We start from the raw sequence: 23,671 nt of genomic DNA, 5'->3' as shown, positions 1-23,671 counted from the left end.
GGAGAGCGGCAGCTCGCGCGCGTTCGGTCGACAAGCCTTTTGAGAAATCAGTCAATTCCCAGAGCGCAAATCTATGCCCATCGATCGCGCCGGTATGCGTAGTTGCTGCAAAAGAGTCTTGTGACGCCGCGACAAACGCCAGATGTTTTTTATTATCGAAACCGCACAATTGCGCCCGGAATTTCAATCATGGAAAGGCAACCAGTTTTTCGGAATCCAGCACGGAGCATGTTTTTTCACAATCCGCGATTGATCGCGATCACACAGGCCATTACAAAAATCCTTTCCCATCGCGAAGCAAGCGCTGCGCGTCACCAAATCGCATTCCGACGATGATCTGATAGCTGTTACGCCTGTTTACTACTAACGAAGTCGTCGAGGGTTTCGCCGTCTCTCCATGCAATAGCCAGACGCACGCTACGAAACGGCGTCGCAAGCGGCGACATCGCCGCTGCCTGACCGATGCGGCGGGCGTGTACGCATCGGTATCGCGACCTGGCAAGTCACCGCCTTGGCCCCCAATAGCAACCAGCCCGCCAGCTACCCATCGGCCGCGGCGTGGCCGCACGCTGGCGTCGGTGAAGCGGCACGCTTGCGGGGCGTCCGATCAGTTGGCAGCAACCGGGCGCATAAGCCATGTCGCCGACGTCGTGCCGCACTGGCCGTGCCTGTCCATGACATGCAGCCGCGTGCAGCGTGTCAGGTCGAACGCGATTGCGTCATCGTCCGTATCCGTTCACAGCGGCGGTCGGGTCAAGGCACTCAAGCGAGTCCTTCGCCGGCGCCCACATCTCGGGGCATTGCCATTGCGCCTGTCTTCGCACGCGCCGCATCGCGCGGGCGTGGAGCTTCCGCGTGCGGTCTCGTCGCCTTTTCTGCCGGGCGGCAGTTGCATGCGTCGCGACAACGGTTGGTCATCGCGTCCGCACCAGCGGATCTGCAGCAAGGACGGGCTCGCATTCCTTTAACGACGGGCCGTCCAACGATGTTCGCAGCGCGGGGGCGCGTCGACAGGGAAGCCCGTACAGCGCCCGGAGGCAGAAGCTCTGAATGCCACGCGGATGAACCGACCGAGACCGCGTTGCGCCCCAGGGATGCGGGCGCCAGGCCGCCAACGAGAGTCCAGGATCTGGCCACTACTCGGCTAAACTGACGGCTCGCAGGCTGATGGCCCCACGGCCGCCGCAGCGCCGAGAGGGCGGGCACCATCGCAGCGTCACTCGCGCAGTGTCCCCCCATCGTGTTTGCGCCAACTCGCCCCGATTCTGGAAGACCTTCTTGCAAAGCTCCAACGCTAAAGACACCTCCAAGCCCAGCACGTGTACTCCCGAGCACACGCCGCTGATGAAGCAATTCTTCGCAGCCAAATCGGATTACCCCGACCTGCTGCTGTTCTTCCGCATGGGCGATTTCTACGAGCTGTTCTACGACGACGCGCGCAAGGCCGCGCGGCTGCTCGACATCACCCTGACCCAGCGCGGTAGCTCCGGCGGTGCGCCGATTCCCATGGCCGGGGTGCCGGTGCATGCGTATGAAGGCTATCTGGCGCGCTTGGTGGCACTGGGCGAGTCGGTGGCGATCTGCGAGCAGATCGGCGATCCGGCGCTGGCCAAGGGGCTGGTCGAGCGCAAGGTGGTGCGCATCGTCACGCCGGGCACGGTCACCGACGAGGCGCTGCTGGACGAACGTCGCGACACCTTGTTGATGGCCATTTCGCGCAGTAAACACGGCTACGGCCTGGCCTGGGCCGATTTGGCCGGCGGGCGCTTCTTGGTCAACGAAGTGGACAGCGTCGATGCGCTGGAAGCGGAAATCGCGCGCCTGGAACCGGCCGAGCTGTTGGTGCCCGACGAAGACAACTGGCCGGACTTCCTGCGCGGACGCATCGGCGTGCGGCGCCGGCCGCCGTGGTTGTTCGATGCCGACAGCGGGCGCCGACAGCTGCTGGCGTTCTTCAAACTGCACGATCTGTCCGGCTTCGGCATCGACGACAAACCCTGTGCCACGGCCGCCGCCGGCGCGCTGCTGGGCTATGTCGAAGAGACCCAGAAACAGCGCCTGCCGCATCTGACCTCGATCGCGATGGAAGTGGCCAGCGAGGCCATCTCGATGAACGCGGCCACGCGCCGGCATCTGGAGCTGGACACGCGTGTGGATGGCGATACGCGCAACACCTTGCTCGGCGTGCTGGACAGCACCGTCACGCCGATGGGTGGGCGTCTGCTACGGCGCTGGCTGCACCGTCCGCTGCGCCTGCGCGATGTGCTGTTGCAGCGCCACCATGCGGTCGGCACGCTGATCGATGCAGGTGCCGATGCCGATCTGCGCGAAGCCTTCCGTGCGCTCGGCGATCTGGAACGCATCCTCACCCGCGTAGCGCTGCGCTCGGCGCGGCCGCGCGATTTTTCCACCTTGCGCGATGGCCTGGCGCTGTTGCCGAAGGTGCGCACGATCCTGGCACCGTTGGATTCGCCGCGCCTGCAGACGCTGCATGCCGAACTCGGCGAGCACGATGCCACCGCGCATCTGTTGATCAGCGCAGTGGCCGAGACGCCGCCGCTCAAGCTCAGCGACGGCGGCGTCATCGCCACCGGCTACGACGCCGAGCTGGATGAGTTGCGCCGCCTATCCACCAATGCAGATCAATTCCTGATCGACCTGGAACAACGCGAGCGCGCCAGCAGCGGCATCGCCACGCTCAAGGTCGGCTACAACCGCGTGCACGGCTACTACATCGAGATCAGCAAGGGCCAGGCCGAGAAAGCCCCGTTGCATTACAGCCGCCGGCAGACGTTGACCAACGCCGAACGCTACATCACCGAAGAACTCAAGAGTTTCGAAGACAAGGTGCTGTCCGCGCGCGAGCGTTCGCTATCGCGCGAAAAACTGCTGTACGAAGGTCTGCTCGACGCACTCGGCACCGAGCTGGAAGGTCTCAAGCGCTGCGCGGGTGCCTTGAGCGAACTGGATGTCCTGGCCGGCTTTGCAGAACGCGCGCAGGCGCTGGATTGGTCGCAGCCGGAACTCGCTCATGCGCCGTGCCTGCGCATCGAGCGCGGCCGTCACCCGGTCGTGGAGGCGGTACGCGAGCAACCATTCGAGCCCAACGATCTGGACCTGCACAGCGATCGCCGCATGCTGGTGATCACCGGCCCGAACATGGGCGGTAAATCGACCTACATGCGGCAGAACGCGCTGATCGTGTTGTTGGCGCATATCGGCAGCTATGTGCCGGCCAGCCGTGCGGTGATCGGGCCGATCGACCGCATTCTCACCCGCATCGGCGCCGGCGACGACCTGGCGCGCGGGCAATCCACCTTCATGGTGGAAATGGCCGAAACCAGCTACATCCTGCATCACGCCACGCCGCAATCGTTGGTGCTGATGGACGAGATCGGCCGCGGCACCTCCACCTACGATGGCCTGGCACTGGCCGATGCCGTCGCGCGCCATCTGGCGCATACCAACCGCTGCTACACGCTGTTTGCCACGCATTATTTCGAGCTCACCGCACTGGCCGACGAATCGCATGCCGGTGGCGCCAGCGGCATCGCCAACGTGCATCTGGATGCGGTCGAACACGGCGAGCGCCTGGTGTTCATGCATGCAGTGAAAGATGGCCCGGCCAATCGCAGTTTCGGCCTGCAGGTGGCGGCGCTGGCCGGCCTGCCCAAGGCGGCGGTCACGCAGGCGCGGCGGCGGCTGGTGGAACTGGAACAACGCGGCGGCGAAAGCCACAGCGCGCAGATGGCGCCCACCGCGCTGGATGCGCCACAACAGTTCGGGCTGTTCACCGCACCCTCCTCCGCTGCACAGGAAGCCTTGCAGGCGCTGGACCCGGATGAGCTCACTCCCAAGCAGGCGCTGGAGGCGCTGTATCGGTTGAAGGCGTTGCTTTGAGGTGCCGGGATTGGGGAGTCGGGATTTGGGATTCGTAGGAGCGGGGCTGCATGGCTGACGTTTGCTGCGCGTGCGGATGCTTTGCCATGCGGGAATTGGTGATCGGCTTGATGCTGTTTTGCGGAGGTTTGTTAGCAGAATTTGGAAGCCGTCGAGGCATGGTTGCGTGATTGCGATGTCCTGCATCGCGCCGTGCGTAACGCGCGGCGTGTGCTTGCCGCCGGATTGATCTGTCGGCGCGACGGGCGCACCCTGCCGCAACGCTTCGCCAGACAGGAAACCTTTCGATGACCATGTCCGCTTCGTTGACCGATCAACTTGCCGCGCAATTGCAGGGCCCGCAGCTGCAGCAACTCGCCGGCCGCCTGGGCATTGCGCCTGAGCAGGCGCAGTCGGCAGTGCAGGCCGCGCTGCCGTTGCTGATGGGTGCGCTGGGCCGCAATAGCCAGCAGGCCGGTGGCACCGACGCGTTGCTGGGCGCACTGCAACGCGACCATGCCGCCAGCCCGGACCTGGGCAGCTTGCTCGGCTCGTTGTTGGGCGGCTCGGCCACCGGTGCGCAGGGCAACGGTGCCGGCATCGTCGGCCATCTGTTCGGCGACAAGGCGGCGCAGGCCGCTGCCGGCCTGGGCCAGGCCACCGGGCTGGAGACCAGCAAGGCCAGTCAGCTGTTGCAGTTGCTTGCCCCGATCGTGATGGCATATCTGGCCAAGCGCTTTCTGGGCGACGATGCCACAGCCAGCAGCCAGCTCGGGCCTGCGCTGGCACAGGAACATCAGCAGGTGCGCAGCCATCCCGGCGCCGGCGGGTTACTGACCAGCGTGCTGGACCAGGACGGCGACGGGCAGCTGGGCCTGGGCGACGTCATGAAGCTGGGCGGCAGCCTGTTCGGCAAACGCTGAGCCAGCAGGCCAACCGGGCGGCGTCCTCTGTTGCAGATGCGGATGACGGCCTGCAACCCCCATGCAATGGGCGTGCAGCACGCCGGTCGGGCACCGGCGTGCTATCCATAGTGGCACGCTATCGATATGGTTGAATAATTCGAATTCACCAAATGATCGATGCTCCTTATCGTGTCCGGACGCCACCGTGATGAGTCCGCCTGATGCGTGTCCTTGCGATCTCCGTCCGCTCCCGGTCGACCTGTTCCGGGCCTTCCGGGCAGGCGCTAGCATCGACGAACGCGGCGGCCACGTCAGACCGGTATCGCTCGTACCTTCCCGCAATCCCGATGACCCAGCCTTAAGCCCCGTCCGCCACTTCGACTCCAACAGCACGTGTCTGCAACCTTCGGCACGCAGCTCCCCAAGTGCTCCCGCACACAGGTATTGCCATGACCACCGAAGCAAAGTGCCCGTTCAACCACGCCGTCGTCGGTACCGGAACCACCAATCGCGATTGGTGGCCCAAGCAGCTGCGCGTGGATCTGCTCAGCCAGCATTCGAGCAAATCCAACCCGCTGGGCCAGTCGTTCAACTATGCCGACGCATTCAAGCGCCTGGACCTGCAGGCGCTCAAGCGGGATCTGCATGCGTTGATGACCGATTCGCAGGACTGGTGGCCGGCCGACTTCGGCCATTACGGCCCGCTGTTCGTGCGCATGGCCTGGCATAGCGCCGGCACCTATCGCATCGGCGACGGACGTGGCGGTGGCGGACGTGGGCAGCAACGCTTCGCCCCGCTCAACAGCTGGCCGGACAACGTCAGCCTGGACAAGGCGCGTCGCCTGCTGTGGCCGATCAAGCAAAAGTACGGCCAGGCCATTTCCTGGGCCGACCTGATGATTCTCACCGGCAACGTCGCGCTGGAATCGATGGGCTTGAAGACCTTCGGTTTTGCCGGTGGCCGCGAAGACACCTGGGAGCCGGATCAGGACCTGTACTGGGGTCGTGAAACCAAGTGGCTGGGTGGCGACGACCGCTACTCGCGCGGTTCGCCGGGCGTGGACGAAGCGCACGGGGTGCTGGTGAAGGACGACGACAGCCAGGTGCCGCATACCCGCGACCTGGAAAACCCGCTGGCCGCCGTGCAGATGGGCCTGATCTACGTCAATCCGGAAGGCCCGGACGGCAACCCCGACCCGATCGCCTCCGCGCGCGACATCCGCGACACCTTCGCGCGCATGGCCATGAACGATGAAGAGACCGTGGCGCTGATCGCCGGCGGCCACACCTTCGGCAAGACCCACGGTGCCGGCCCGGCCGACAACGTGGGTGCCGAACCCGAAGCCGGCGAGCTGGAAAGCCAGGGCTTGGGCTGGCACAACCGCTATGGAAGCGGCAAGGGCGCCGACACCATCACCAGCGGCCTGGAAGTCACCTGGACCACCACGCCGGCGCAGTGGAGCAACGATTACTTCGACCATCTGTTCGGTTTCGAGTGGGAGCTGAGCAAGAGCCCGGCCGGCGCGCATCAGTGGGTGGCCAAGAACGCCGACGCCATCATTCCCGACGCGCACGACGCCTCCAGGAAGCATCGCCCGACGATGCTGACCACCGATCTGGCGCTGCGCTTCGACCCGGCGTACGAAGCCATCTCGCGGCGTTTCCAGCAGCATCCCGAACAATTCGCCGATGCCTTCGCACGCGCCTGGTTCAAGCTCACCCACCGCGACATGGGCCCGCGCTCGCGCTACCTGGGCGCTGACGTGCCTGCTGAAGAGTTGGTGTGGCAGGACCCGGTGCCGGCGGTCGATCACCCACTGGTCGATGCGCAGGACGCCGCCGCGCTCAAGCAGACCATTCTGGCCTCGGGCCTGAGCGTGGCGCACCTGGTGTCCACTGCGTGGGCGTCGGCCTCCACGTTCCGCGGCTCGGACAAGCGTGGCGGCGCCAACGGTGCGCGCATCCGCCTGGCCCCGCAGAAGGATTGGCAGGCCAATCAGCCCGAGCAACTGGCCAAGGTGCTCGCGACGCTGGAACGCATCCAGGCCGACTTCAACGCTGCGCAATCGGGTGGCAAGAAGATCTCGCTGGCCGACCTGATCGTGCTGGCCGGTAACGCCGCAGTGGAACATGCAGCGCAAGCCGCCGGCCACCAGGTCACCGTGCCGTTCGCACCCGGCCGTACCGATGCGTCGCAGCAACAGACCGATGTGGAATCCTTCGCCGTGCTCGAACCGGTGGCCGATGGCTTCCGCAACTTCGCCAAGCGTCGCTACGCAGTGCCGGCCGAAGCGCTGCTGATCGACAAGGCCCAGCTGCTCACCCTCACCGCGCCGGAGCTGACCGTGCTGGTCGGCGGCCTGCGCGTGCTGGGCGCCAATGTCGGCGACTCGAAGCATGGTGTGTTCACCAGCCGTCCCGGTGTGTTGAGCAATGACTTCCTCGCCAACCTGCTCGACATGCGCACCGAGTGGAAGGCCACCTCGGAGGCGAAGGACGAGTACGAAGGCCGCGACCGCAGCACCGGCGAACTTCGCTGGACCGGCACGCGCGTGGACCTGGTGTTCGGCTCCAACTCCATCCTGCGTGCGGTGGCCGAGGTCTACGCCAGCGCCGATGCGCAGGAGAAGTTCGTGCACGACTTCGTTGCCGCCTGGACCAAGGTGATGCAGCTGGATCGTTTCGATCTGGCCTAAGCGTGCTCACTCACACGCACCTGCCAACACCCAGGTGCGTGTTCCACCTAATGCAAACGCCCCGAATCGCCGGGGCGTTTGCATTTGCGGGTCGATTGCATGACAGCCTGTGCCGACAGCGCGCTACAACGCGTCGATATCGCCCAATGCCGTGATCAGGCGGCGCGCACGCTTGTCCGGTTTACCCTCGGGCGCACGGTAGCCGGTGCGCTCGGCAGCGCGCTGCAGGCGCCATTGCGCGCGGGCCTCGCGCGAACTGTCGGTTTCGATGTAGAGCGCCTGTGCGACCGGGGCCGGGCCGCGCACATCGCTGAGCGCGGCAACGGTGATCTCGAAGATTTCGCCGCCGCGGTCGATACGCAGTCGTTCGCCGCTGCGCAGCGCACGCGACGGCTTGGGACGCTGACCGGCCACGTCGACCTTGCCGGTCTCCACTGCATTCTTGGCCAGGCTACGCGTCTTGAAAAAGCGCGCTGCCCACAGCCAGACATCCAGCCTGACCGTCATCGCCCGTTCCAGCTCTAGATTCATTCGTCTCGCGGTCTCGTGTCGTGCGTTGGCTAGCGCAGCACGCCTTGCATGCGTGCAAGCGCTGCGATCTTGCGCAAACGCCGGCTCGCTTGCCGGCGCCTTCGGCGACGATGGTGTGCGCCACACCCGATGTTTGGGCAACGACTGCGGAACTCAAGCGGGCAGAACCAGGTGCGGCCTGGTCCGCACCGCAGGGCACCACCGCCAGCGGACCGTCGCCGCCGCTAGGTGTTCGTCGTGTCCACGGTGCGCGGCATGTCCGGGTTCGGATGCGCCGCAATCAACGCATCGTCGGCAGCGTTGGCACGCAGTGCCGCAGGTCGGGCGGCATGCCGTTGCGCGAAGGCAGTAAACGCAGGCCGCGGCTCCAGCATGCCGGTACGCGTGTAGAAACCCACCACCGCCGCCATGTACAGGTCGGCCGCGCTGAAGCACGCGCCGGCCAGGTATTCGCGGCCCGCGATGGCCTGTTCCAGGGCCTGCAGAACGTCCGCTTCGTGGCCGTAGCCGGCGCTGCGTGCCGGTGCCAGCACGCCGCTTTCCTTCGCGGTCAGCAGCGCCTCCACTGGGCCGGCCAGGAAAAACAGCCAGCGGTAATAATCGGCGCGCGCCGGCGATCCCGGCGGCGGCGCCAGGTGCCGCTCCGGCACCAGGTCGGCCAGGTAGGCACAGATCGCCGCGTTTTCGGTGACGACCGCCTCGCCATGGCGCAGCGCCGGCACCTTGCCCATCGGGTTGATCGCCAGATAGTCCGGCGCCTTCATCGTGGTGCCGTAGTCGAGGATGACCGCCTGGTACGGCAGGCCGGTTTCCTCCAGCATCCAGCGGGCGACACGGCCGCGTGACAACGGGTGGGTGTAGAGCACGATCTCGGTGGACATGGGCAGACTTTCCTGGTGGACAGCCTGCAGTCTGGTCCTGCCCTGCTGACAGGTGCTGTCAGCAGTCGGCTCCGTAGCCGGTCGCCGCGCGCCAGCGCTTGATCAGCAGATGCCGGCGCGAGGAATAGCGTTCGCCATCGTCGGCCAGGGCCAGCACCCGGTCGGCGCGGAAATGGCGGAAATCGCCGCGCAGTTCGCACCACGCGGCGATCATGCCGTAGCCGCCGAGAAAGGCCATCGCGAACGGCCAGACCCGCCGTTGCGAGGCAGCGCCTTCGGCATCGGCATAGTCCATCCGCAGCACGTGTTCGAGCCGGATGCCGCGACGCAGGATCGGCAGCCACGGTGCGGGCGGTTGCGCGGCATCGGCCGCAGGCACCAGCAGCCCGCTGGTCTCGATCGATGCGCGCAGGTTGCCGGGCAGCGTGGCGGTGATGCGCGCTACCGCACGCTGCGCCGCCTGCGCTAGTTCCGGATCGGCCTGGCGCGCCACCCAGCGCGCGCCCAGGGTCAAGGCCTCCAGTTCGTCCTCGGTGAAATTCAGTGCCGGCAGCAGGAAGCCTGGACGCAACACATAGCCGACGCCGGGATCGCCGAGGATGTCGGCGCCCTGCGCGCGCAAGGTGGCGATATCGCGATACAGCGTACGCAGGCTGACGCCCAGCGCAGTGGCGAGCTGCGCACCGGCCACGGGCCGACGCCGTCCGCGCAGGGCGTCGAGCAGATGCAGCAAACGGGTCGCACGGATCACCATCGCGACAGCATAGTGGGCTTTGCGTCCTCGCTGCCTTGGGCCGCACAGCGATCCTGCATTCGGGTCTTAGACGAACGCGCGCACCAATAGGAATCCAATCGCGATGCAGCGATCGATCGGCGCATCAGCAGGCCAACTGTCGAACACGTCCGACCTGGCTGCGCCCCAGCCGACGCGCACTCCCCCATCCTCGCCAGGCTGCACCTGCCGCGTTGCCTATGCGGGCGCAAGCCTGCGGCAACTTCGCATGCCGCCGCCAGACAAAATGCGCAGCGTGCTCCACGATCAGCGCGCCCCACGCCGCCTCGCCGCCTCGCCGCAAGTGCGCTGCATCCGGGCTCACCTAGGCAATGCTAGTGTGCGCACCTTCTGCGCGACGATACGACTGCGATGCCCAAATCCGCTGTCCTGACCGAAGGCCCGATCGGCAAGAACCTGCTGTTGTTCGCGCTGCCGATCATGGCCGGCAACATCGCCCAGTCGCTCAACGGCTCGATCAACGCGATCTGGATCGGTCGCTATCTCGGCGAAGAAGCGCTGACCGCGGCGGCCAATGCCAACAGCATCATGTTCTTCCTGATCGGCTCGGTGTTCGGCATCGGCATGGCCTCGACCATCCTGATCGGCCAGGCGATGGGCGCACGCGATATCGCCCAAGCGCGCAAAGTGATGGGCACCAGCGCAAGCTTCTTCGGCGGGCTGTCGGCCGTGATTGCCGTGCTCGGCTGGTACCTGGCGCCGCATCTGCTGACCGCCATGGGCACGCCCGCCGCCTCGCAAACGCTGGCCGAAGACTATCTGCGGGTGATCTTCCTGGCGATGCCCACGCTGTATCTGTTCGCCTTCCTGTCGGCGGCCTTGCGCGGCACCGGCGATGCGCGCACGCCGTTCCGTTTCCTGTTGCTGTCGGTGCTGCTGGATATCGTGTTCAACCCGCTGCTGTTGTTCGGCATCGGCCCGTTTCCGGCATTGGGCATTGCCGGTGCGGCCTGGGCCACGTTGATCGCGCAGGTCGTCGCACTGGCCGGGTTGCTGGTGTATCTGCGCAACAAACGCCATGTCTTGTGGCTGGGCCGGAGCGACTTGCGCCTGTTTCGCATCGACCCAGCCATCCTGCGCGCGTTGATCGTCAAAGGCGTGCCGATGGGCCTGCAGATGGTGATGATCTCGCTGTCGATGATCGCCATGTTGTCGCTGGTCAATGGCTTCGGCACCGAAACCGCTGCGGCATTCGGCGCAGGATTGCAGCTATGGAACTATGTGCAGATGCCGGCCATGGCGGTGGGCGCCGCTTGTTCGTCGATGGCCGCGCAGAATGTGGGCGCCGGCCTGTGGCCACGCGTGGATGCGGTCGCACGTACCGGCATCGCCGCCAATTTCCTAATGACGGGCCTGCTGATCGTGCTGCTGATCCTGTTCGATCGCTGGACCCTGGCCCTGTTCCTGCCCGAAGGCAGCGCCACGCTGGAGGTTGCGCGGCACCTCAACCACATCGCGATCTGGTCGTTCCTGCTGTTCGGTGTCAGCTTCGTGGTCTCGGGCGTGGTACGCGCCACCGGTGCGGTGATTCCGCCGTTGTTGATCCTGGCGTTTTCGCTGTGGGGCGTGCGCGTGCCGTTGGCCAACGCGCTGTTGCCGCATCTGGGCGCCGATGCGGTGTGGTGGAGCTTTCCGATCAGTTCGGCCTGTTCGATGCTGCTGTCGCTGGCGTATTACCGCTGGGGCGGCTGGCGCAAGGCGCGCATGCTGACCGCACCCGCGCATCCGTCGGAGCTTGCGGCTGCAGCGGAAGTGCCCGCGCATCCGGCCTCACCGGTCGCCGACCCGGCCCCGCTCACCGACGCACCAGGCGCGCAGCAAGTACCGCGGACACCGCAGCGTTAGTTACGTTGGCGGCAGGCGTACCGCCGGCTCCGTAGCCATCCCGGGCGCATGCGCTTGGAACCGTCATGGGATCGGGGTAGCCAGCCTCCGTATCTCGACCACCCGCGATCGAGAACACGGGGTTGCTGAAGAATTCCCGCAAGGCGCAGTGTGCATCATGCGTGGATGCCGCAACCGGACAGGCATTCCCAAAAACCATTCCCACAAACGCAAACAGCCGCCCGAAGGCGGCTGTTTGGCAGTGGCGGGACAGGCCCGCCAATGTGGCTCACTCGGCCTTGGCAGCAGCCTGGCGAGCGGCCTTGGCCTGCGCAGCGGCGGCCAGATCTTCCTTGATGCGGGCAGCCTTGCCTTCCAGACCACGCAGGTAGTACAGCTTACCGGCGCGCACCTTACCGCGACGCTTCACTTCGACCGAGTCGATGATGGCGCTGTGGGTCTGGAACACGCGCTCGACGCCGAAGCCGTGCGAGATCTTGCGCACGGTGAAGGAGGAGTTCAGGCCGGCATTCTTGGTCCCGATCACCACGCCCTCATAGGCCTGCACGCGCTCGCGGTTGCCTTCCTTCACCTTGACGTTCACCACAACGGTGTCGCCCTGGTTGAATTCCGGCAGCTTGCGCTGGATCTGGGCGGCTTCGAAGTCAGCCAGGATGGTCTTGTTGAGTTTGCTCATGGTGGGCACCGCGTGTCTGGTGATATTGGACCGGCAGTCGCCGCACGGCGATTGCTCGAGGTTCGTAAGAGGGCCAGACGCAAGGCTGGCCAGCAAGCCGCATATTGTACCCCAATCAATCTTGCAAGAGCTAGGGGTGAGCCCTTTATTTCTCGTCGTCCGGGGCGAGTTCGCGGCGAAACTCGTCCAGCAGACGGCGATCGTTCTTCTCCAGCCCCGCCTCGTCGAGCAGGTCCGGGCGGCGCAGCCAGGTCCGGCCCAGCGATTGCTTCCGGCGCCAGCGCGCAATTGCCGCATGGTTGCCCGAACGCAATACATCGGGCACATCGCCCCATGCATGGGTCGCCGGATGGCTGTAATGGGGGCAATCGAGCAGGCCTTGCGGGCCTTCGAAACTGTCCTGGGCGGCAGATTCGGCATCGTTCAATACGCCGTCCTGCAACCGCGCCACCACGTCCACGACAACCGCTGCACCCAATTCACCGCCGGACAATACGTAATCGCCGATGGAGATTTCCATCTCCACCGCCTGCGCCAGAAAGCGCTCGTCCACGCCTTCATAGCGGCCGCACAACAACACCATGCGCGGCAACTGCGCCAACTCGCGTGCGAGCGCCTGCGTGAGCGGACGCCCCTGCGGGCTGAGGTAGATCACGGGCGCTGGCCGCGTATCTGCGGCCTGCACCGTCTCCAGACAGGCCCGCAACGGCTCGATCAGCATCACCATGCCAGGCCCGCCACCGAACGGACGGTCGTCCACGCGGCGATAGTTGCCTTGCGCGTGCTCGCGCGGATTCCAGCCCTGCAATTCCAGCAAGCCGCGCTCCTGCGCACGCCCGACCACGCCGAACGCCGCGCATTGCGCGATGAACTCGGGAAACAGGCTGATGACGTCGATGCGCACTGGAGAATCGGGAGTCGAATTGGGGAATGGGTAGAGTCAAGCGCAGCGCCGAAGCACCGCTTTGATCAGAAATCCGGATCCCAGTCCACCACGATCAGGTTGGCGTCGAAGTCGACCGACTTGACGAAATCCGGGAACACGAACGGAATCATCCGCTCGCGATCGCCACGCACCACCACCACGTCGTTGGAGCCGGTGGAGAACAAGTGCGAGACCGTGCCCAGCTTGACGCCTTCGACGGTTTCCACCTGCAACTCTTCCAGGTCCACCCAGTAATATTCGTCGGGCTTGGGCGGCGGCAACGCACTGCGCGCGACGTAGATTTCAGTCCCGTGCATGGCTTCGACCGTGTCGCGGTCGGTGACGCCGGGGAACACCGCAATCAGATTCTTGCCCTGATCGCGCCCACGCACGCCGCTGACCACCGACTCCTGTCCGGATGGCGCGCGCACGATCCACGGCTGGTACCGGAAGATGGCGGTTCGTGGCTCGGTCCAGGATTCGAGCTTCAGCTCACCCTTGACACCAAAAGCGCCGACAATCCTGCCTAACAGGATGCGGCGCTCGGTCTGCTTCATCTGCGTCGACTCTGGGCCAGGTGGCGACACCCGGCCCTCAAGATCAGGCCGCAGCGGCCTGAGACTTGGCTTCGCGATACAGGTTACGCACCTTGTCGGTCAGCTGCGCGCCGTTGCCGACCCAATGGTCGACGCGTGCGACGTCCAGCACGATGCGCGGTTCTGCGCCCTGGGCAACCGGGTTGTAGTAACCCAGGCGCTCGATGTTGCGGCCGTCGCGCGCGCTGCGCACGTCGGTCACGATGATGTGGTAGAACGGACGCTTCTTGGCGCCGCCGCGGGTCAGTCGGATCTTGACCATGGTGTTGTTTTCCTGAGTTGCCCAGTCGCCAGAGTGGCGCGGTAAGCCGGCGATTATAGCGGGCTCCGGCGGCGAAGCCAAGTCACCCCTGAACCGCTCAGATCGCTTGCCAGGCTTGGGTTTGCAGGGCCTGCTCCAGAATTGCCAGCTGGGCGGCGGCGTCCGGCCACTGCACAGACCCGACCGCCGCCAACGCCTGTTGCCCGCGCGCATTGCAGCTGAAGCCGCCATCGAAACCGTGGAGTTCGTCCAGCGTGACGGGGCGCGTGTCCTGCTCGATGCCAAGCGATTGCAGCCCGGCCTGCAGCAGCCGCTGCCGGGTGCCGCGCAAGGCCGGCCCCCGTGGCCACACGACCCTGCCCTGCTGCCACAGGCCCAGATTCCAGAATGCCCCCTCCACGAGCCGGCCTTGCGGATCGATCAGCAGCGCGTCGTCGAACCCGGCAAGCATTGCCTGACGGCGCAGTTGCAGCAGCGCAAAGGTGCCGACGTGCTTTAACAGCGGCTGCTCGCGCACGTAGCAGGCCGGCTGCGCGCGCACCGCAGTCGCTGGCATCTGCGCGGCGGGCGAGAGCGCGATCAACACATCCAGTGCGACGACGCGCGCTGGATCGCGCAGGTCGAAATCCTGCGAAAACACCGTGATGCGCACGCTCGCATCGGCACTGCCGGCAACCGACAATGCGGCCCGCAACTGCGCGCGAATGGCCTCAATATCGACGGCAGCACCAAACAGGGCTGCGCTGTCGTGCTGCAGACGTTGCAGATGCAGGTCCAGCCCAAGCGCAGCGTTGTTGCGCACCTGCAGCGTGGTGAAGTGGCCGTAATTGTTCAACGCCGCGGCACTGAGCTGCTGCGCGGTGGCGGCCATGCCATTGCAGAAGATCAACGGCACAACAGCGCCTGCGCCTGTTCCCACCACTGCGTCACGACATGCGCAGCCGGCTGTGCAGGCGCCATCCAGGCGGATTGGCCGGCCCAGGCCTGCATCGCATCCAGACGGTTATCGCGCGCGGCCGCCTGGCGCATCGGCGCGGTGAGCCCGCGCTGCACCGGGTACGGCGCGGGTGGCGGTGCGTCTGCAGCGCTTGCTGCACTGACATACGCTGTGGTCAGCGCGCGCCCCAACCGGCCCGAGAATGCACGGGTTGGCTGGGTGTGCTCCGGCTCTGCCTGAGATAACGCGTCGGCCCAGGCGCTCGGCAATGCAGCTTCGGGCGTGCGTAGCAAGCCGGTGCCGATCTGTACCGCGCTTGCGCCCAAGGTCAGCGCTGCCGCGATGCCGCGCGCATCGGCGATGCCGCCGGCCGCGATGACCGGGACATCGAGACGATCGACCAGACGCGGCAACAGCGCCAATAGCCCGGTCATCTGCTGCGCTGCGCGGCCGGCCTCGAACGCACCGCGATGACCACCGGCCTCGGCCCCTTGCGCAACCACTGCATCGGCGCCTGCTGCCTGCGCCGCAAGGGCTTCGTTCAAGGTGGTCGCGCAGGCGAACCAGGCGATCCCGGCATTCTTGAGACGTTCCACCTGATCGGGCCGAAAGACACCCATGATCGATGAGGCAACTGCTGGCCGCGCAGCGAGCAAGGCATCCAATTGCGCATCGAAATCGGCAGGTGTCGCATCGCCCGCTGTCTCCGCCACCGGCGGCCCCCACTGCGCAAGAAACGCGCGCAGCCGCGCCTCGGTGGCCGCATCGCGTGCAGGTGTCGGGTCGGGAATCCATAGATTGATCTGCGCAGGCCCTGCGCTGGCCTCACGGAATGCCGCCATCCACGCCACGATGTCATGCGGCTGCGATAACACCGCACCCATCGCGCCCATGCCACCGGCGTTGGCAACCGCCGCCGACAACGGCACCGGGCAGGCGCCGGCCATGGGACTGAGCAGGATCGGAGTCCGCACCCCAAAGCGCTGCTGGAAGGCATCGACGTTGGAAAACCTGGTCATCAATCACTTCGCACACCATGAGATGGCGCATGGTAACCGCGATGGAGAAACGCTGATGCCGGCACGGGCACGGGCACCTGCCGCGCCCGTCTACCTTGAAGTGGTCTGCCACGCCAGCACAAGGGCCAGCGCAAGATGCACGCACTGCGCCTGCGAATGTCTTCGCAGCGCGGCGTACGCAGGTTGCTCAGCGGAACGGCATGCCGCCGCGGCCGCCCATGGCGCCCATCATGCCCTTCATGTTGCGCATCAGGCCCTTCATGCCGCCGCCGGCCAGCTTGCCCATCATCTTTTCCATCTGCTGGTACTGCTTCATCAGCTTGTTGACGTCGGCCGGCTGCATGCCGGAGCCGCGGGCGATGCGGGCGCGGCGCGAGCCGTTGAGCAGCGCGGGGTTGCGGCGCTCTTTCTTGGTCATCGAATTGATGATGGCGATCATGCGCGGCACTTCCTTGCCGGTGACCTGCTGCTTGACGTTGTCCGGGATCTGGCCCATGCCCGGCAGCTTGTCCATCAGCCCATGGATGCCGCCCATGTTCTGCATCTGCTCGAGCTGTTCCTTCATGTCGTTGAGGTCGAACTTCTTGCCCTTGGCGACCTTGGCGGCCAGTTTGGCGGCCTTTTCCTGATCGACGCTGTGCTCGACCTGCTCCACCAGCGACAGCACGTCCCCCATGTCCAGGATGCGGCTGGCGACGCGATCGGGATGGAACACGTCCAGCCCGTCGGTCTTTTCGCCGGTACCGACGAACTTGATCGGCTTGCCGGTGATGTAGCGCACGCTCAGTGCCGCGCCGCCGCGCGCGTCGCCGTCGGTCTTGGTCAGCACCACGCCGGTCAGCGGCAGCGCCTCGCCGAACGCCTTGGCGGTGTTGGCCGCGTCCTGGCCGGTCATCGCATCGACCACGAACAGGGTTTCGGTGGGGTTGACCGCGGCGTGCAGCGCCTTGATCTCGTCCATCATCGCCTGATCGATCGCCAGGCGGCCGGCGGTATCGACCAGCAACACGTCGACGAACGACTTCTTCGCATCGGAGATGGCCGCGCGCACGATGTCCACCGGCTTCTGCGAGGCGTCGGAGGCGAAGAACAGCACGCCCACCTGTTCGGCCAGGGTCTTGAGCTGCTCGATCGCGGCCGGGCGGTAGACGTCGGCCGAGACCACCATGACCTTCTTCTTGCGCTTTTCCTTCAGGTGCTTGGCGAGCTTGCCGACCGTGGTGGTCTTGCCTGCGCCCTGCAGACCGGCCATCAGCACGATCGCCGGCGCCGGCACGTTGAGGTTGAGGTCGGTGGCGGCCGCGCCCATGACGGCGGTGAGCTCGTCGCGCACCACCTTGATCAGCGCCTGGCCCGGGGTCAGCGACTTGAGCACTTCCTGACCGACTGCGCGCACCTTGATGCGCTCGATCAGCGCCTGCACCACCGGCAGCGCCACGTCGGCCTCGAGCAGCGCGATGCGCACTTCGCGGGTGGCTTCGCGGATGTTCTCCTCGGTCAGGCGGCCGCGGCCGCGCAGGCGCTCCATGGTGCCGGAGAGACGTTGGGTAAGGGACTCGAACATGCGCAAAGGACCGCGGAGGGGAAACGGGTGCCGATTATAGCGGCACCGGCTGGCGGCCGGCCCCAGCCCCGGAAACGTGACCTTTTAAGGAACTCTTCGACCGCACCGCGCGGCGGGCAATCCGCCGGGACCGGGACTGCGACGAGCAGAACGGCAGCAAGGCCGGTAATAGACGCTCTACTGCATACCCGGCGCACCCCCGCTTCATGCGAGGTACCGCCCCCCTTGCCGGCCAGCAAAACCCAAGCGACCCATTGCCAGGCTTCCCCGATTCCCCGATTCCCCGATTCCCCGATTCCCCGATTCCCCGATTCCCGATTCCCGATTCCCCAATCCCCAATCCCGGCCCCACCATGCGAAACTTCCACGATGACAATCGTTCTCATCGCGTTCGCCCTGTATCTGCTTGCCACGGCACTGCTCACCCGGGCGGTGTTGCGCGATGGCAACCAATCGCCTGCGCACTGGCTGGCGCCCGCATTGGCTGCAGTGGCCTTGCACGCCGGTTACCACGTGCTGGTGGCCGTGCGCACCGCCGGCGGGCCGGACATGCACTTCTTCGCGGCCTTGTCGTTGTGCGGGCTAGGTATGGCTGCGCTGACGGCGGTGTTCGGCGGCCGCGGGCGGATGGCGGCGGTGGGTGTGGTGGTGTTCCCGCTGTCGGCGATCCTGCTGGCCAGCTACCACGCCTACGGCCATGAGCCCAGTTCGGATCTGGGCTGGCGACTCGAATTGCACGCGTGGCTGGCCTTGCTGGCCTACGCCACGCTGGGCATCGCTGCGCTGCTGGCAATCATGCTGTGGCTGCAGGAACGCGCGTTGCGGCGGCGCGATTTCCATAGCTGGCTGCGCGCACTGCCACCGCTGACCGAGCTGGAAACGCTGCTGTTCCGCACGATCACGGTGGGCTTTGTGCTGTTGAGCCTGACCCTGCTGACCGGCCTGTTGTTCGTGCAGGACTTCCTGGCGCAGCGGCTGTTGCAAAAGACCGTGCTGAGCATCCTGTCGTGGATCGTGTTCGGTGCGCTGCTGATCGGCCGCTGGCGCAATGGCTGGCGCGGCACCAAGGCGGTGCACTGGACGCTGACCGCGATGGCGCTGCTGGTGCTGTCGTTCTTCGGCAGCAAGTTCGTCATCGAGCTGGTGCTGGGGCCGCGTTGAGCGCGGTTGGCCTAGCCCAGCGTCTCTGATGTGAAATCGAACACGGCGAAGTGCGATCGCCTGGATTGCACATCCTGGCCGGTGCGCTGGCCGCGCGCATGGATCGAACTTCTGCGGCCTGCTACGGGCAGGCACACCAGAGCATTGGCAACCCAGGCTTGCGGCAACTGAAGGTCTTGCAACTTCAGAGTGGGCACTGCGATCAGCGGTGCCGGGTCGCGCCCGCACGACGCAGCTCAGCCAACCCCCAAGCGCTGAAATCTCTCACGCATCCAGCGCGGCGCGCACGGCGTCCCAGGGCTGGTCCGGCCCCGCCTTGGCAAAGCGATAGCTGATACTGCGGCGGTAGGTCTGACCCGGCCGCAGGATGGTCGAAGGGAAGTTGGGGTGGTTGGGAGCGTCCGGATAGTCCTGCGGCTCCAGGCATACGCCACGGCCCAGTCCGGGATGGTGGGCGTCCAGATGCTGGCCTTCGTACACCTGCACCGCCGGGGCATCGCTGCTGATGCGCAGCGCCACGCCACTGTGCGGGGAGTACAGCTCGGCAACGCAGTCCGCGTCGGCGGCCAGCACCAGACACTGGTCGTAGCCCTTGCCGAGGATGATCTGGGGATGCGCCGGCTGAATGTTGTCGGCCAGCGCAGCAGGCTGGCGGAAATCGAATGGCGTACCGGTCACCGATGCGATCTCGCCCGTGGGGATCGACTCGGCATCCACCGGCAGGTAGCGATCGGCCGGCACGCGCAGCACCTGCGCTGCGGCCCGCAGCTGCGGATCGCCGGACAGATTGAAATACGGGTGGTGGGTAAGGTTCAACGCAGTCGCGGCATCGCAGTGCGCTTGGAAGTCCAGCTGCAGGCTCAGCCCGTGAAGCTGCAGGTGCGCGCGCACATGCAGATTGCCGGGGTAGCCCTCTTCGCCATCGGGTGAGTCGTAGCCCAACAGCACCTGGTCCGGCGCCTGCTCCAGCACGCTCCACACCCGTCGCCCGAAACCGCGCAGCCCGCCGTGCAACTGGTTACGCCCCTCATTGGCGGCCAGCACGTGGGTGACGCCCTCCAGGGTGTAACGCGCACCGGCGATGCGGTTGCCGAAGCGGCCCACCAGAATGTTGAGGCTGTCGCCATCGGCAGCATAGGCGGCTAGATCCGGCAGGTTCAGCACTAGCGGCACGACACCCTGTGCGGTGGTCAACTGCAGCGTATGCAGGATGCCGCCGTAGGTGAGTACCTCCGCCTGCAGACCAGCCTGGCTGCGTAGCGTGAGCGCATGGATTTCGACACCGTCTGGCAACTGCCCGAACACTCGCTGCATGGATCGTCCTGCCGATGAGGTAGCCCGCGAGCATAGCCGCATGCGATGGCTGCCGACCATGCCGCTGCGCACATCCTGGCCGGCGAGGCGATTGCAGTGGCGAAGCGACTGCCGCGCTCGCCTGCAGCGGCCGCGCTGCAGCAATACAAAGGGCGGCCACCGGCACTACGCTAGCCGCGCACTTCCCATCGCAGCAGCACCCACCCGACCATCGACCAGCACAGGAGCACCGACCCGATGCAGTGGATTTCCCCCGCGTTGCAGGCATCGCGCAGGCAGCTGTTGAACGCCGTTTTCGTCGCCGCCGCGCTTGCCAGCGTGCCGGCCAGCTTCGCTGCCGAGGTCAAAGCCAGCGGCACCTTGCGCGTGGACCAGCCCGGCGCGCAGGTGTCACGGCAACTGTTCGGCCAATTCGCCGAGCATCTGGGCACCGGCATCTATGGTGGCGTGTGGGTGGGCGAGGAATCGCCGATCCCCAATACGCGCGGCTATCGCAACGACGTGGTCGCCGCGCTGAAAGCCATTGCCGTGCCCAACATCCGCTGGCCTGGAGGTTGCTTCGCCGACGAATACCACTGGCGCGATGGCGTCGGCACGCCGGGCAAGCGCCCGATCCGGGTCAACACGCACTGGGGCGGTGTGGAAGAGTCCAACCGTTTCGGCACGCACGAGTTCATGGACTTCACCGAATTGCTCGGCACCCAGGCCTATGTCGCCGGGAATGTGGGCGATGCTGCGCCGGAGGAGATTGCGCAGTGGACCGAATACATGACCGCGCCGACACGCTCGAGCCTGGCCAACGAGCGCCGCGCCAATGGCCGCGATGCGCCCTGGCAGGTTCCCTACTTCGGTGTGGGCAACGAGCTGTGGGGCTGCGGCGGCAATATGCGCGTGGAGTACGCAGCCGATGTGTTTCGCCGCTACCAGACCTTCGTCAAGTCGCCGGCCAACCAGAAGATTTTCAAGATCGCGCCCGGCCCAAGCGACGACGACTATCACTGGACCGAGGTGATGATGCGCGAGGCCACCAAGTTCATGGATGGGCTGAGCATGCACTACTACACCATTCCCGGTGGCTGGCCGCCGCGCGCGTCTTCGACCACGTTCGACGAAGCCGCGTGGATCCAGACGTTGTCGCGCACGCTGGTGATGGACGAGCTGATCACCAAGCACAGCGCGATCATGGACAAGTACGACCCGGCCAGGAAAGTATCCCTGGTCGTGGACGAATGGGGCACCTGGTATGCGCCATTGCCAGGCACCAATCCCGGCTTCCTGCAGCAGCAAAACAGCCTGCGTGACGCGCTGGTGGCGTCGCTCAACTTCGACATCTTCAGCCAGCATGCCGAGCGTGTGCGCATGGCCAACATCGCGCAGATGGTCAATGTGCTGCAGGCGATGATCCTCACCGATGGCGTCAAGATGGTGCTGACGCCGACCTATCACGTGTTTGCGCTTTACAAGCCCTACCAGGACGCCACACACCTGCCGCTGCAATTGCAGACACCGGCGTATCGTCATGGCGACACGCAGGTGCCGGCCGTGCACGGCTCGGCGGTCAAGGCGAAGGACGGCCATGTGTATCTCGCGCTGACCAACCTGGACGCGACTGCGGCGGCGGCTGTGAGCGTGCAGGTGGAAGGGCTGCCGCTGCGTGCGGTGGAGGGACAGATCCTGACCGCACCGGCGATCACCACGTACAACACCTATGCGCAGCCAAAGGCCGTTGCGCCGGCGGCATTCAAGGGCGCACGTGTCCAAGGCAAGGCAGTGAACGTGGCGCTGCCGGCGCATTCGATCGTGATGCTCAAGTTGCGATGAGCGATCGAATTCAATGTACAGAGCCTGCCCAGACGCATGGCGTGTCGTGCACCGCCAGCCGTGTGGGCGCCGTATTGCCTCGTTCGGACGCGCCTTCAAACGGGGCGCGATCGTTGCATCTGATGTGCCTGGTGGTCACGTCGCCGTGCCGGCGTGACACTCCGGGTTGAAGGCGCCATCGACAAGGCGCACTAGCAGCGCCGTCGATGCCGCACGCCCCGCCAACGTTTACGCGTTGGCGGGGGTGCTCTTGAGCATGTCGATGAGCTGGCGCAGGCGGTAGGGTTTGGGCAGGAAATCGACCTGAGCCGGCAACGGCGGCAACTGCGCCTTGGCAAATCCCGAGGCCAGAATCACGCGTGCCTGCGGCAGCAGTTGCGCCACCTGCTCGCTCAGTTCAATGCCCGACATGCCGTTGGGCATGCGGATATCACTGAACACCACATCGTACGGGCCGCTGTCGCGCACCATGCGCAACGCGCTGTGACCATCATCGGCGGTGTCGACGCTGATGCCGGCATCGCGCAGCGCTTCGCCGATCAGTTCGCGCAGTTCTTCTTGGTCTTCCACCATCAGCAGGCGAAGGGATTCAGTCATGCTCGGCCTCCTCGACGGCCGGGAGAAACACGGTGACGGTGGTGCCGCGTCCAGGTGCGGTCTCAAGCTCGACGAAGCCACCGGACTGGGATGCGAAGCCATAGACCTGGCTCAAGCCCAGGCCGGAGCCCTTGCCGACATCTTTGGTGGTGAAAAAAGGTTCGCTGGCGCGCTGTGCAACGTGGGCGGACATCCCCGGACCATCGTCGCGTACCGCAAGGGCGACGTACGGGCGAAGGACGCCTTGGTGGCCTGAGGGTTCGGGTCGTTGCGCAGCAGAAGCAAGCAACACGATGCTGCCGCCAGCGGGCATCGCATCGCAACTATTGAAGACCAGGTTGAGCAGCGCCGCCTCCAGCTGGCCAGGGTCGACGCGCACATGCGGCAGTGCGTCGGCGAACTGCAACGCCAAGCTCACACCCGGCGGGCAAGCACGCCGTAACAGTTCCAACGAACGGGTCACGATGTCGTTGACGGGGTGGCGTTCGGGGTTCAGCTGTTGCCCGCGCGCGAAAGCAAGCAGTTGCCGCGTCAACAAGGTGCCGCGATCCACCGCAGTTTGCGCCACTTCGATCAACATGCGGGTGCGCGCATCCTCGCCGGCGCGCAGCGCTATCAGGTCCAGGCTGGTCACCATCACCGTGAGCAGGTTGTTGAAATCGTGGGCCATGCCCAGCGTCAACCGGCCCAAGGCTTCGACCTTCTGCGATTGCAGCAACGCCTGCTGCGCCTGTTGCAGCAACTGCTGCGCTTCATGGCGCTCGGTCAGATCGCGGGTGACTTTTGCAAACCCGACCAGCACGCCGAATTCCAGCACCGGTTCGATCACCACGCTGGCCCAGAACCGGCTGCCGTCCTTGCGCAGGCGCCACCCTTCGGCAGCGAAGCGCCCTGCTTGCTTGGCAATTTCCAGATTGCGGCTGGGTTCGTCGCGTTGCGCATCCTCGGGCAGGTAGAATCGCGAGAAATGCGTGCCCAGGACCTCGCTTGCGCTGTAGCCCTTGATGCGTTCGCCGCCGGGGTTCCAGCTGCGAATATGCCCACCGATATCGAGCATATAGATCGCGTAATCGGACACGCTCTGTACCAACAGCTGACACTGCCGGCTGTCGTAAGAAAGCGGCCCTGCGCTGTCGACGGCCGTTTCCGCATCCATCGCGCGATGATTCTCCGGAAAAGCGCGGGACCATATTGATAGCGACGTGAAGGCTGCGTGCAAGCCAACCCGGCAGCAAAAAGCGTCAATTTCCCGGCGATTTGTGCATGAAA

Annotated in this window: 19 protein-coding genes; 6 read left to right on the top strand and 13 right to left on the bottom strand. The window is 65.6% G+C overall.

Features of this window, described 5'->3' with window-relative positions:
• The first annotated feature begins 1,278 nt into the window (after positions 1–1,278).
• The 3 genes from mutS (at position 1,279) to katG (ending at position 7,480) form a co-directional block, all read left to right on the top strand.
• A complete protein-coding gene (gene mutS / locus ACCQ16_RS06375) occupies positions 1,279–3,900 on the top strand; it encodes a DNA mismatch repair protein MutS (protein ID WP_372380238.1) in 2,622 nt (873 codons plus the stop codon).
• A 287-nt stretch (positions 3,901–4,187) separates the two neighbouring features.
• The gene (locus ACCQ16_RS06370; RefSeq protein ID WP_277572845.1) at positions 4,188–4,802 is read left to right on the top strand and encodes a DUF937 domain-containing protein; all 615 of its coding nucleotides are present in this window, start codon (positions 4,188–4,190) and stop codon (positions 4,800–4,802) included.
• 431 nt (positions 4,803–5,233) lie between these two features.
• Positions 5,234–7,480, top strand: coding sequence for a catalase/peroxidase HPI (gene katG / locus ACCQ16_RS06365; RefSeq protein WP_277572844.1), 2,247 nt, complete (start codon positions 5,234–5,236; stop codon positions 7,478–7,480).
• Positions 7,481–7,603: 123 nt separating this feature from the next.
• Here katG and ACCQ16_RS06360 read toward each other — a convergent pair whose 3' ends face one another.
• The 3 genes from ACCQ16_RS06360 to ACCQ16_RS06350 all read right to left on the bottom strand — a co-directional run bounded on the left by ACCQ16_RS06360 (position 7,604) and on the right by ACCQ16_RS06350 (position 9,646).
• Positions 7,604–8,011: an RNA-binding S4 domain-containing protein gene (locus ACCQ16_RS06360; protein WP_029818945.1), complete on the bottom strand. Its 408-nt coding sequence runs from the start codon at positions 8,009–8,011 to the stop codon at positions 7,604–7,606.
• A 224-nt stretch (positions 8,012–8,235) separates the two neighbouring features.
• Positions 8,236–8,892, bottom strand: coding sequence for a glutathione S-transferase family protein (locus tag ACCQ16_RS06355; RefSeq protein WP_127167940.1), 657 nt, complete (start codon positions 8,890–8,892; stop codon positions 8,236–8,238).
• Between the two features lie 58 nt (positions 8,893–8,950).
• On the bottom strand, positions 8,951–9,646 hold the full coding sequence (locus tag ACCQ16_RS06350; protein ID WP_277572843.1) for a helix-turn-helix transcriptional regulator: 696 nt from the start codon (positions 9,644–9,646) through the stop codon (positions 8,951–8,953).
• Positions 9,647–10,036: 390 nt separating this feature from the next.
• On the opposite strand from ACCQ16_RS06350, the gene ACCQ16_RS06345 reads away from it, so the two are divergent.
• Positions 10,037–11,530, top strand: a complete 1,494-nt coding sequence (locus ACCQ16_RS06345) for an MATE family efflux transporter (RefSeq protein ID WP_029818941.1) — start codon at positions 10,037–10,039, stop codon at positions 11,528–11,530.
• A 268-nt stretch (positions 11,531–11,798) separates the two neighbouring features.
• On the opposite strand, the gene rplS is transcribed toward ACCQ16_RS06345, so the two are convergent.
• From rplS to ffh, 7 genes are all read right to left on the bottom strand, one after another.
• Positions 11,799–12,206 carry a 50S ribosomal protein L19 gene (gene rplS / locus ACCQ16_RS06340; RefSeq protein ID WP_003484215.1) on the bottom strand — a complete coding sequence of 136 codons (408 nt, stop codon included), beginning with the start codon at positions 12,204–12,206 and terminating at the stop codon, positions 11,799–11,801.
• A gap of 145 nt (positions 12,207–12,351) precedes the next feature.
• Complete coding sequence (gene trmD / locus ACCQ16_RS06335) at positions 12,352–13,110, bottom strand: tRNA (guanosine(37)-N1)-methyltransferase TrmD (RefSeq protein ID WP_014089658.1); 759 nt, start codon at positions 13,108–13,110, stop codon at positions 12,352–12,354.
• A 65-nt stretch (positions 13,111–13,175) separates the two neighbouring features.
• On the bottom strand, positions 13,176–13,688 hold the full coding sequence (gene rimM, locus ACCQ16_RS06330; RefSeq protein ID WP_008571121.1) for a ribosome maturation factor RimM: 513 nt from the start codon (positions 13,686–13,688) through the stop codon (positions 13,176–13,178).
• A 43-nt stretch (positions 13,689–13,731) separates the two neighbouring features.
• Positions 13,732–13,989 (bottom strand): 30S ribosomal protein S16, encoded by a 258-nt coding sequence (rpsP, locus tag ACCQ16_RS06325; RefSeq protein WP_003484223.1) that lies wholly within the window; start codon positions 13,987–13,989, stop codon positions 13,732–13,734.
• Between the two features lie 97 nt (positions 13,990–14,086).
• Positions 14,087–14,884: an aminotransferase class IV family protein gene (locus tag ACCQ16_RS06320; protein ID WP_065627818.1), complete on the bottom strand. Its 798-nt coding sequence runs from the start codon at positions 14,882–14,884 to the stop codon at positions 14,087–14,089.
• Positions 14,875–15,945, bottom strand: a complete 1,071-nt coding sequence (locus tag ACCQ16_RS06315) for an NAD(P)H-dependent flavin oxidoreductase (protein ID WP_122272230.1) — start codon at positions 15,943–15,945, stop codon at positions 14,875–14,877. Before ACCQ16_RS06315 ends, ACCQ16_RS06320 begins: the two co-directional genes overlap by 10 nt.
• Positions 15,946–16,132: 187 nt before the next feature.
• Positions 16,133–17,509 carry a signal recognition particle protein gene (gene ffh, locus ACCQ16_RS06310; protein WP_008571118.1) on the bottom strand — a complete coding sequence of 459 codons (1,377 nt, stop codon included), beginning with the start codon at positions 17,507–17,509 and terminating at the stop codon, positions 16,133–16,135.
• Positions 17,510–17,878: 369 nt separating this feature from the next.
• Here ffh and ACCQ16_RS06305 point away from each other — a divergent pair, with 369 nt between their 5' ends.
• Positions 17,879–18,670, top strand: coding sequence for a cytochrome C assembly family protein (locus ACCQ16_RS06305; RefSeq protein ID WP_008571117.1), 792 nt, complete (start codon positions 17,879–17,881; stop codon positions 18,668–18,670).
• A gap of 264 nt (positions 18,671–18,934) precedes the next feature.
• On the opposite strand, the gene ACCQ16_RS06300 is transcribed toward ACCQ16_RS06305, so the two are convergent.
• The gene (locus tag ACCQ16_RS06300) at positions 18,935–19,984 is read right to left on the bottom strand and encodes an aldose epimerase family protein (protein WP_372380237.1); all 1,050 of its coding nucleotides are present in this window, start codon (positions 19,982–19,984) and stop codon (positions 18,935–18,937) included.
• A gap of 237 nt (positions 19,985–20,221) precedes the next feature.
• Between ACCQ16_RS06300 and ACCQ16_RS06295 the strand changes: the two genes are divergently transcribed.
• Positions 20,222–21,805 carry an alpha-N-arabinofuranosidase gene (locus ACCQ16_RS06295; protein WP_277572841.1) on the top strand — a complete coding sequence of 528 codons (1,584 nt, stop codon included), beginning with the start codon at positions 20,222–20,224 and terminating at the stop codon, positions 21,803–21,805.
• 228 nt (positions 21,806–22,033) lie between these two features.
• Here ACCQ16_RS06295 and ACCQ16_RS06290 read toward each other — a convergent pair whose 3' ends face one another.
• Together ACCQ16_RS06290 and ACCQ16_RS06285 are read right to left on the bottom strand one after the other, a co-directional pair.
• The gene (locus tag ACCQ16_RS06290) at positions 22,034–22,402 is read right to left on the bottom strand and encodes a response regulator (protein WP_007967477.1); all 369 of its coding nucleotides are present in this window, start codon (positions 22,400–22,402) and stop codon (positions 22,034–22,036) included.
• Positions 22,395–23,558, bottom strand: a complete 1,164-nt coding sequence (locus ACCQ16_RS06285) for a two-component system sensor histidine kinase NtrB (protein ID WP_014089652.1) — start codon at positions 23,556–23,558, stop codon at positions 22,395–22,397. The genes ACCQ16_RS06290 and ACCQ16_RS06285 overlap by 8 nt, the downstream gene beginning before the upstream one ends.
• Positions 23,559–23,671: the final 113 nt, after the last annotated feature.

The sequence above is a fragment of the Xanthomonas sp. NCPPB 1062 genome (genome assembly GCF_041481705.2).
GTDB lineage: Bacteria > Pseudomonadota > Gammaproteobacteria > Xanthomonadales > Xanthomonadaceae > Xanthomonas > Xanthomonas euvesicatoria.
This window is presented reverse-complemented; position numbering and strand designations above follow the sequence as displayed.

Coding starts and splice junctions, on each gene's coding strand:
- rpsP (WP_003484223.1), bottom strand. CDS start 13,989: ATGGTCAAGATCCGACTGACCCGCGGCGGCGCCAAGAAGCGTCCGTTC.
- ACCQ16_RS06315 (WP_122272230.1), bottom strand. CDS start 15,945: ATGACCAGGTTTTCCAACGTCGATGCCTTCCAGCAGCGCTTTGGGGTG.
- ACCQ16_RS06305 (WP_008571117.1), top strand. CDS start 17,879: ATGACAATCGTTCTCATCGCGTTCGCCCTGTATCTGCTTGCCACGGCA.
- ACCQ16_RS06290 (WP_007967477.1), bottom strand. CDS start 22,402: ATGACTGAATCCCTTCGCCTGCTGATGGTGGAAGACCAAGAAGAACTG.
- ACCQ16_RS06295 (WP_277572841.1), top strand. CDS start 20,222: ATGCAGTGGATTTCCCCCGCGTTGCAGGCATCGCGCAGGCAGCTGTTG.
- ACCQ16_RS06350 (WP_277572843.1), bottom strand. CDS start 9,646: ATGGTGATCCGTGCGACCCGTTTGCTGCATCTGCTCGACGCCCTGCGC.
- ACCQ16_RS06285 (WP_014089652.1), bottom strand. CDS start 23,558: ATGGATGCGGAAACGGCCGTCGACAGCGCAGGGCCGCTTTCTTACGAC.
- katG (WP_277572844.1), top strand. CDS start 5,234: ATGACCACCGAAGCAAAGTGCCCGTTCAACCACGCCGTCGTCGGTACC.
- ffh (WP_008571118.1), bottom strand. CDS start 17,509: ATGTTCGAGTCCCTTACCCAACGTCTCTCCGGCACCATGGAGCGCCTG.
- ACCQ16_RS06370 (WP_277572845.1), top strand. CDS start 4,188: ATGACCATGTCCGCTTCGTTGACCGATCAACTTGCCGCGCAATTGCAG.
- ACCQ16_RS06300 (WP_372380237.1), bottom strand. CDS start 19,984: ATGCAGCGAGTGTTCGGGCAGTTGCCAGACGGTGTCGAAATCCATGCG.
- ACCQ16_RS06345 (WP_029818941.1), top strand. CDS start 10,037: ATGCCCAAATCCGCTGTCCTGACCGAAGGCCCGATCGGCAAGAACCTG.
- rimM (WP_008571121.1), bottom strand. CDS start 13,688: ATGAAGCAGACCGAGCGCCGCATCCTGTTAGGCAGGATTGTCGGCGCT.
- ACCQ16_RS06360 (WP_029818945.1), bottom strand. CDS start 8,011: ATGAATCTAGAGCTGGAACGGGCGATGACGGTCAGGCTGGATGTCTGG.
- ACCQ16_RS06355 (WP_127167940.1), bottom strand. CDS start 8,892: ATGTCCACCGAGATCGTGCTCTACACCCACCCGTTGTCACGCGGCCGT.
- rplS (WP_003484215.1), bottom strand. CDS start 12,206: ATGAGCAAACTCAACAAGACCATCCTGGCTGACTTCGAAGCCGCCCAG.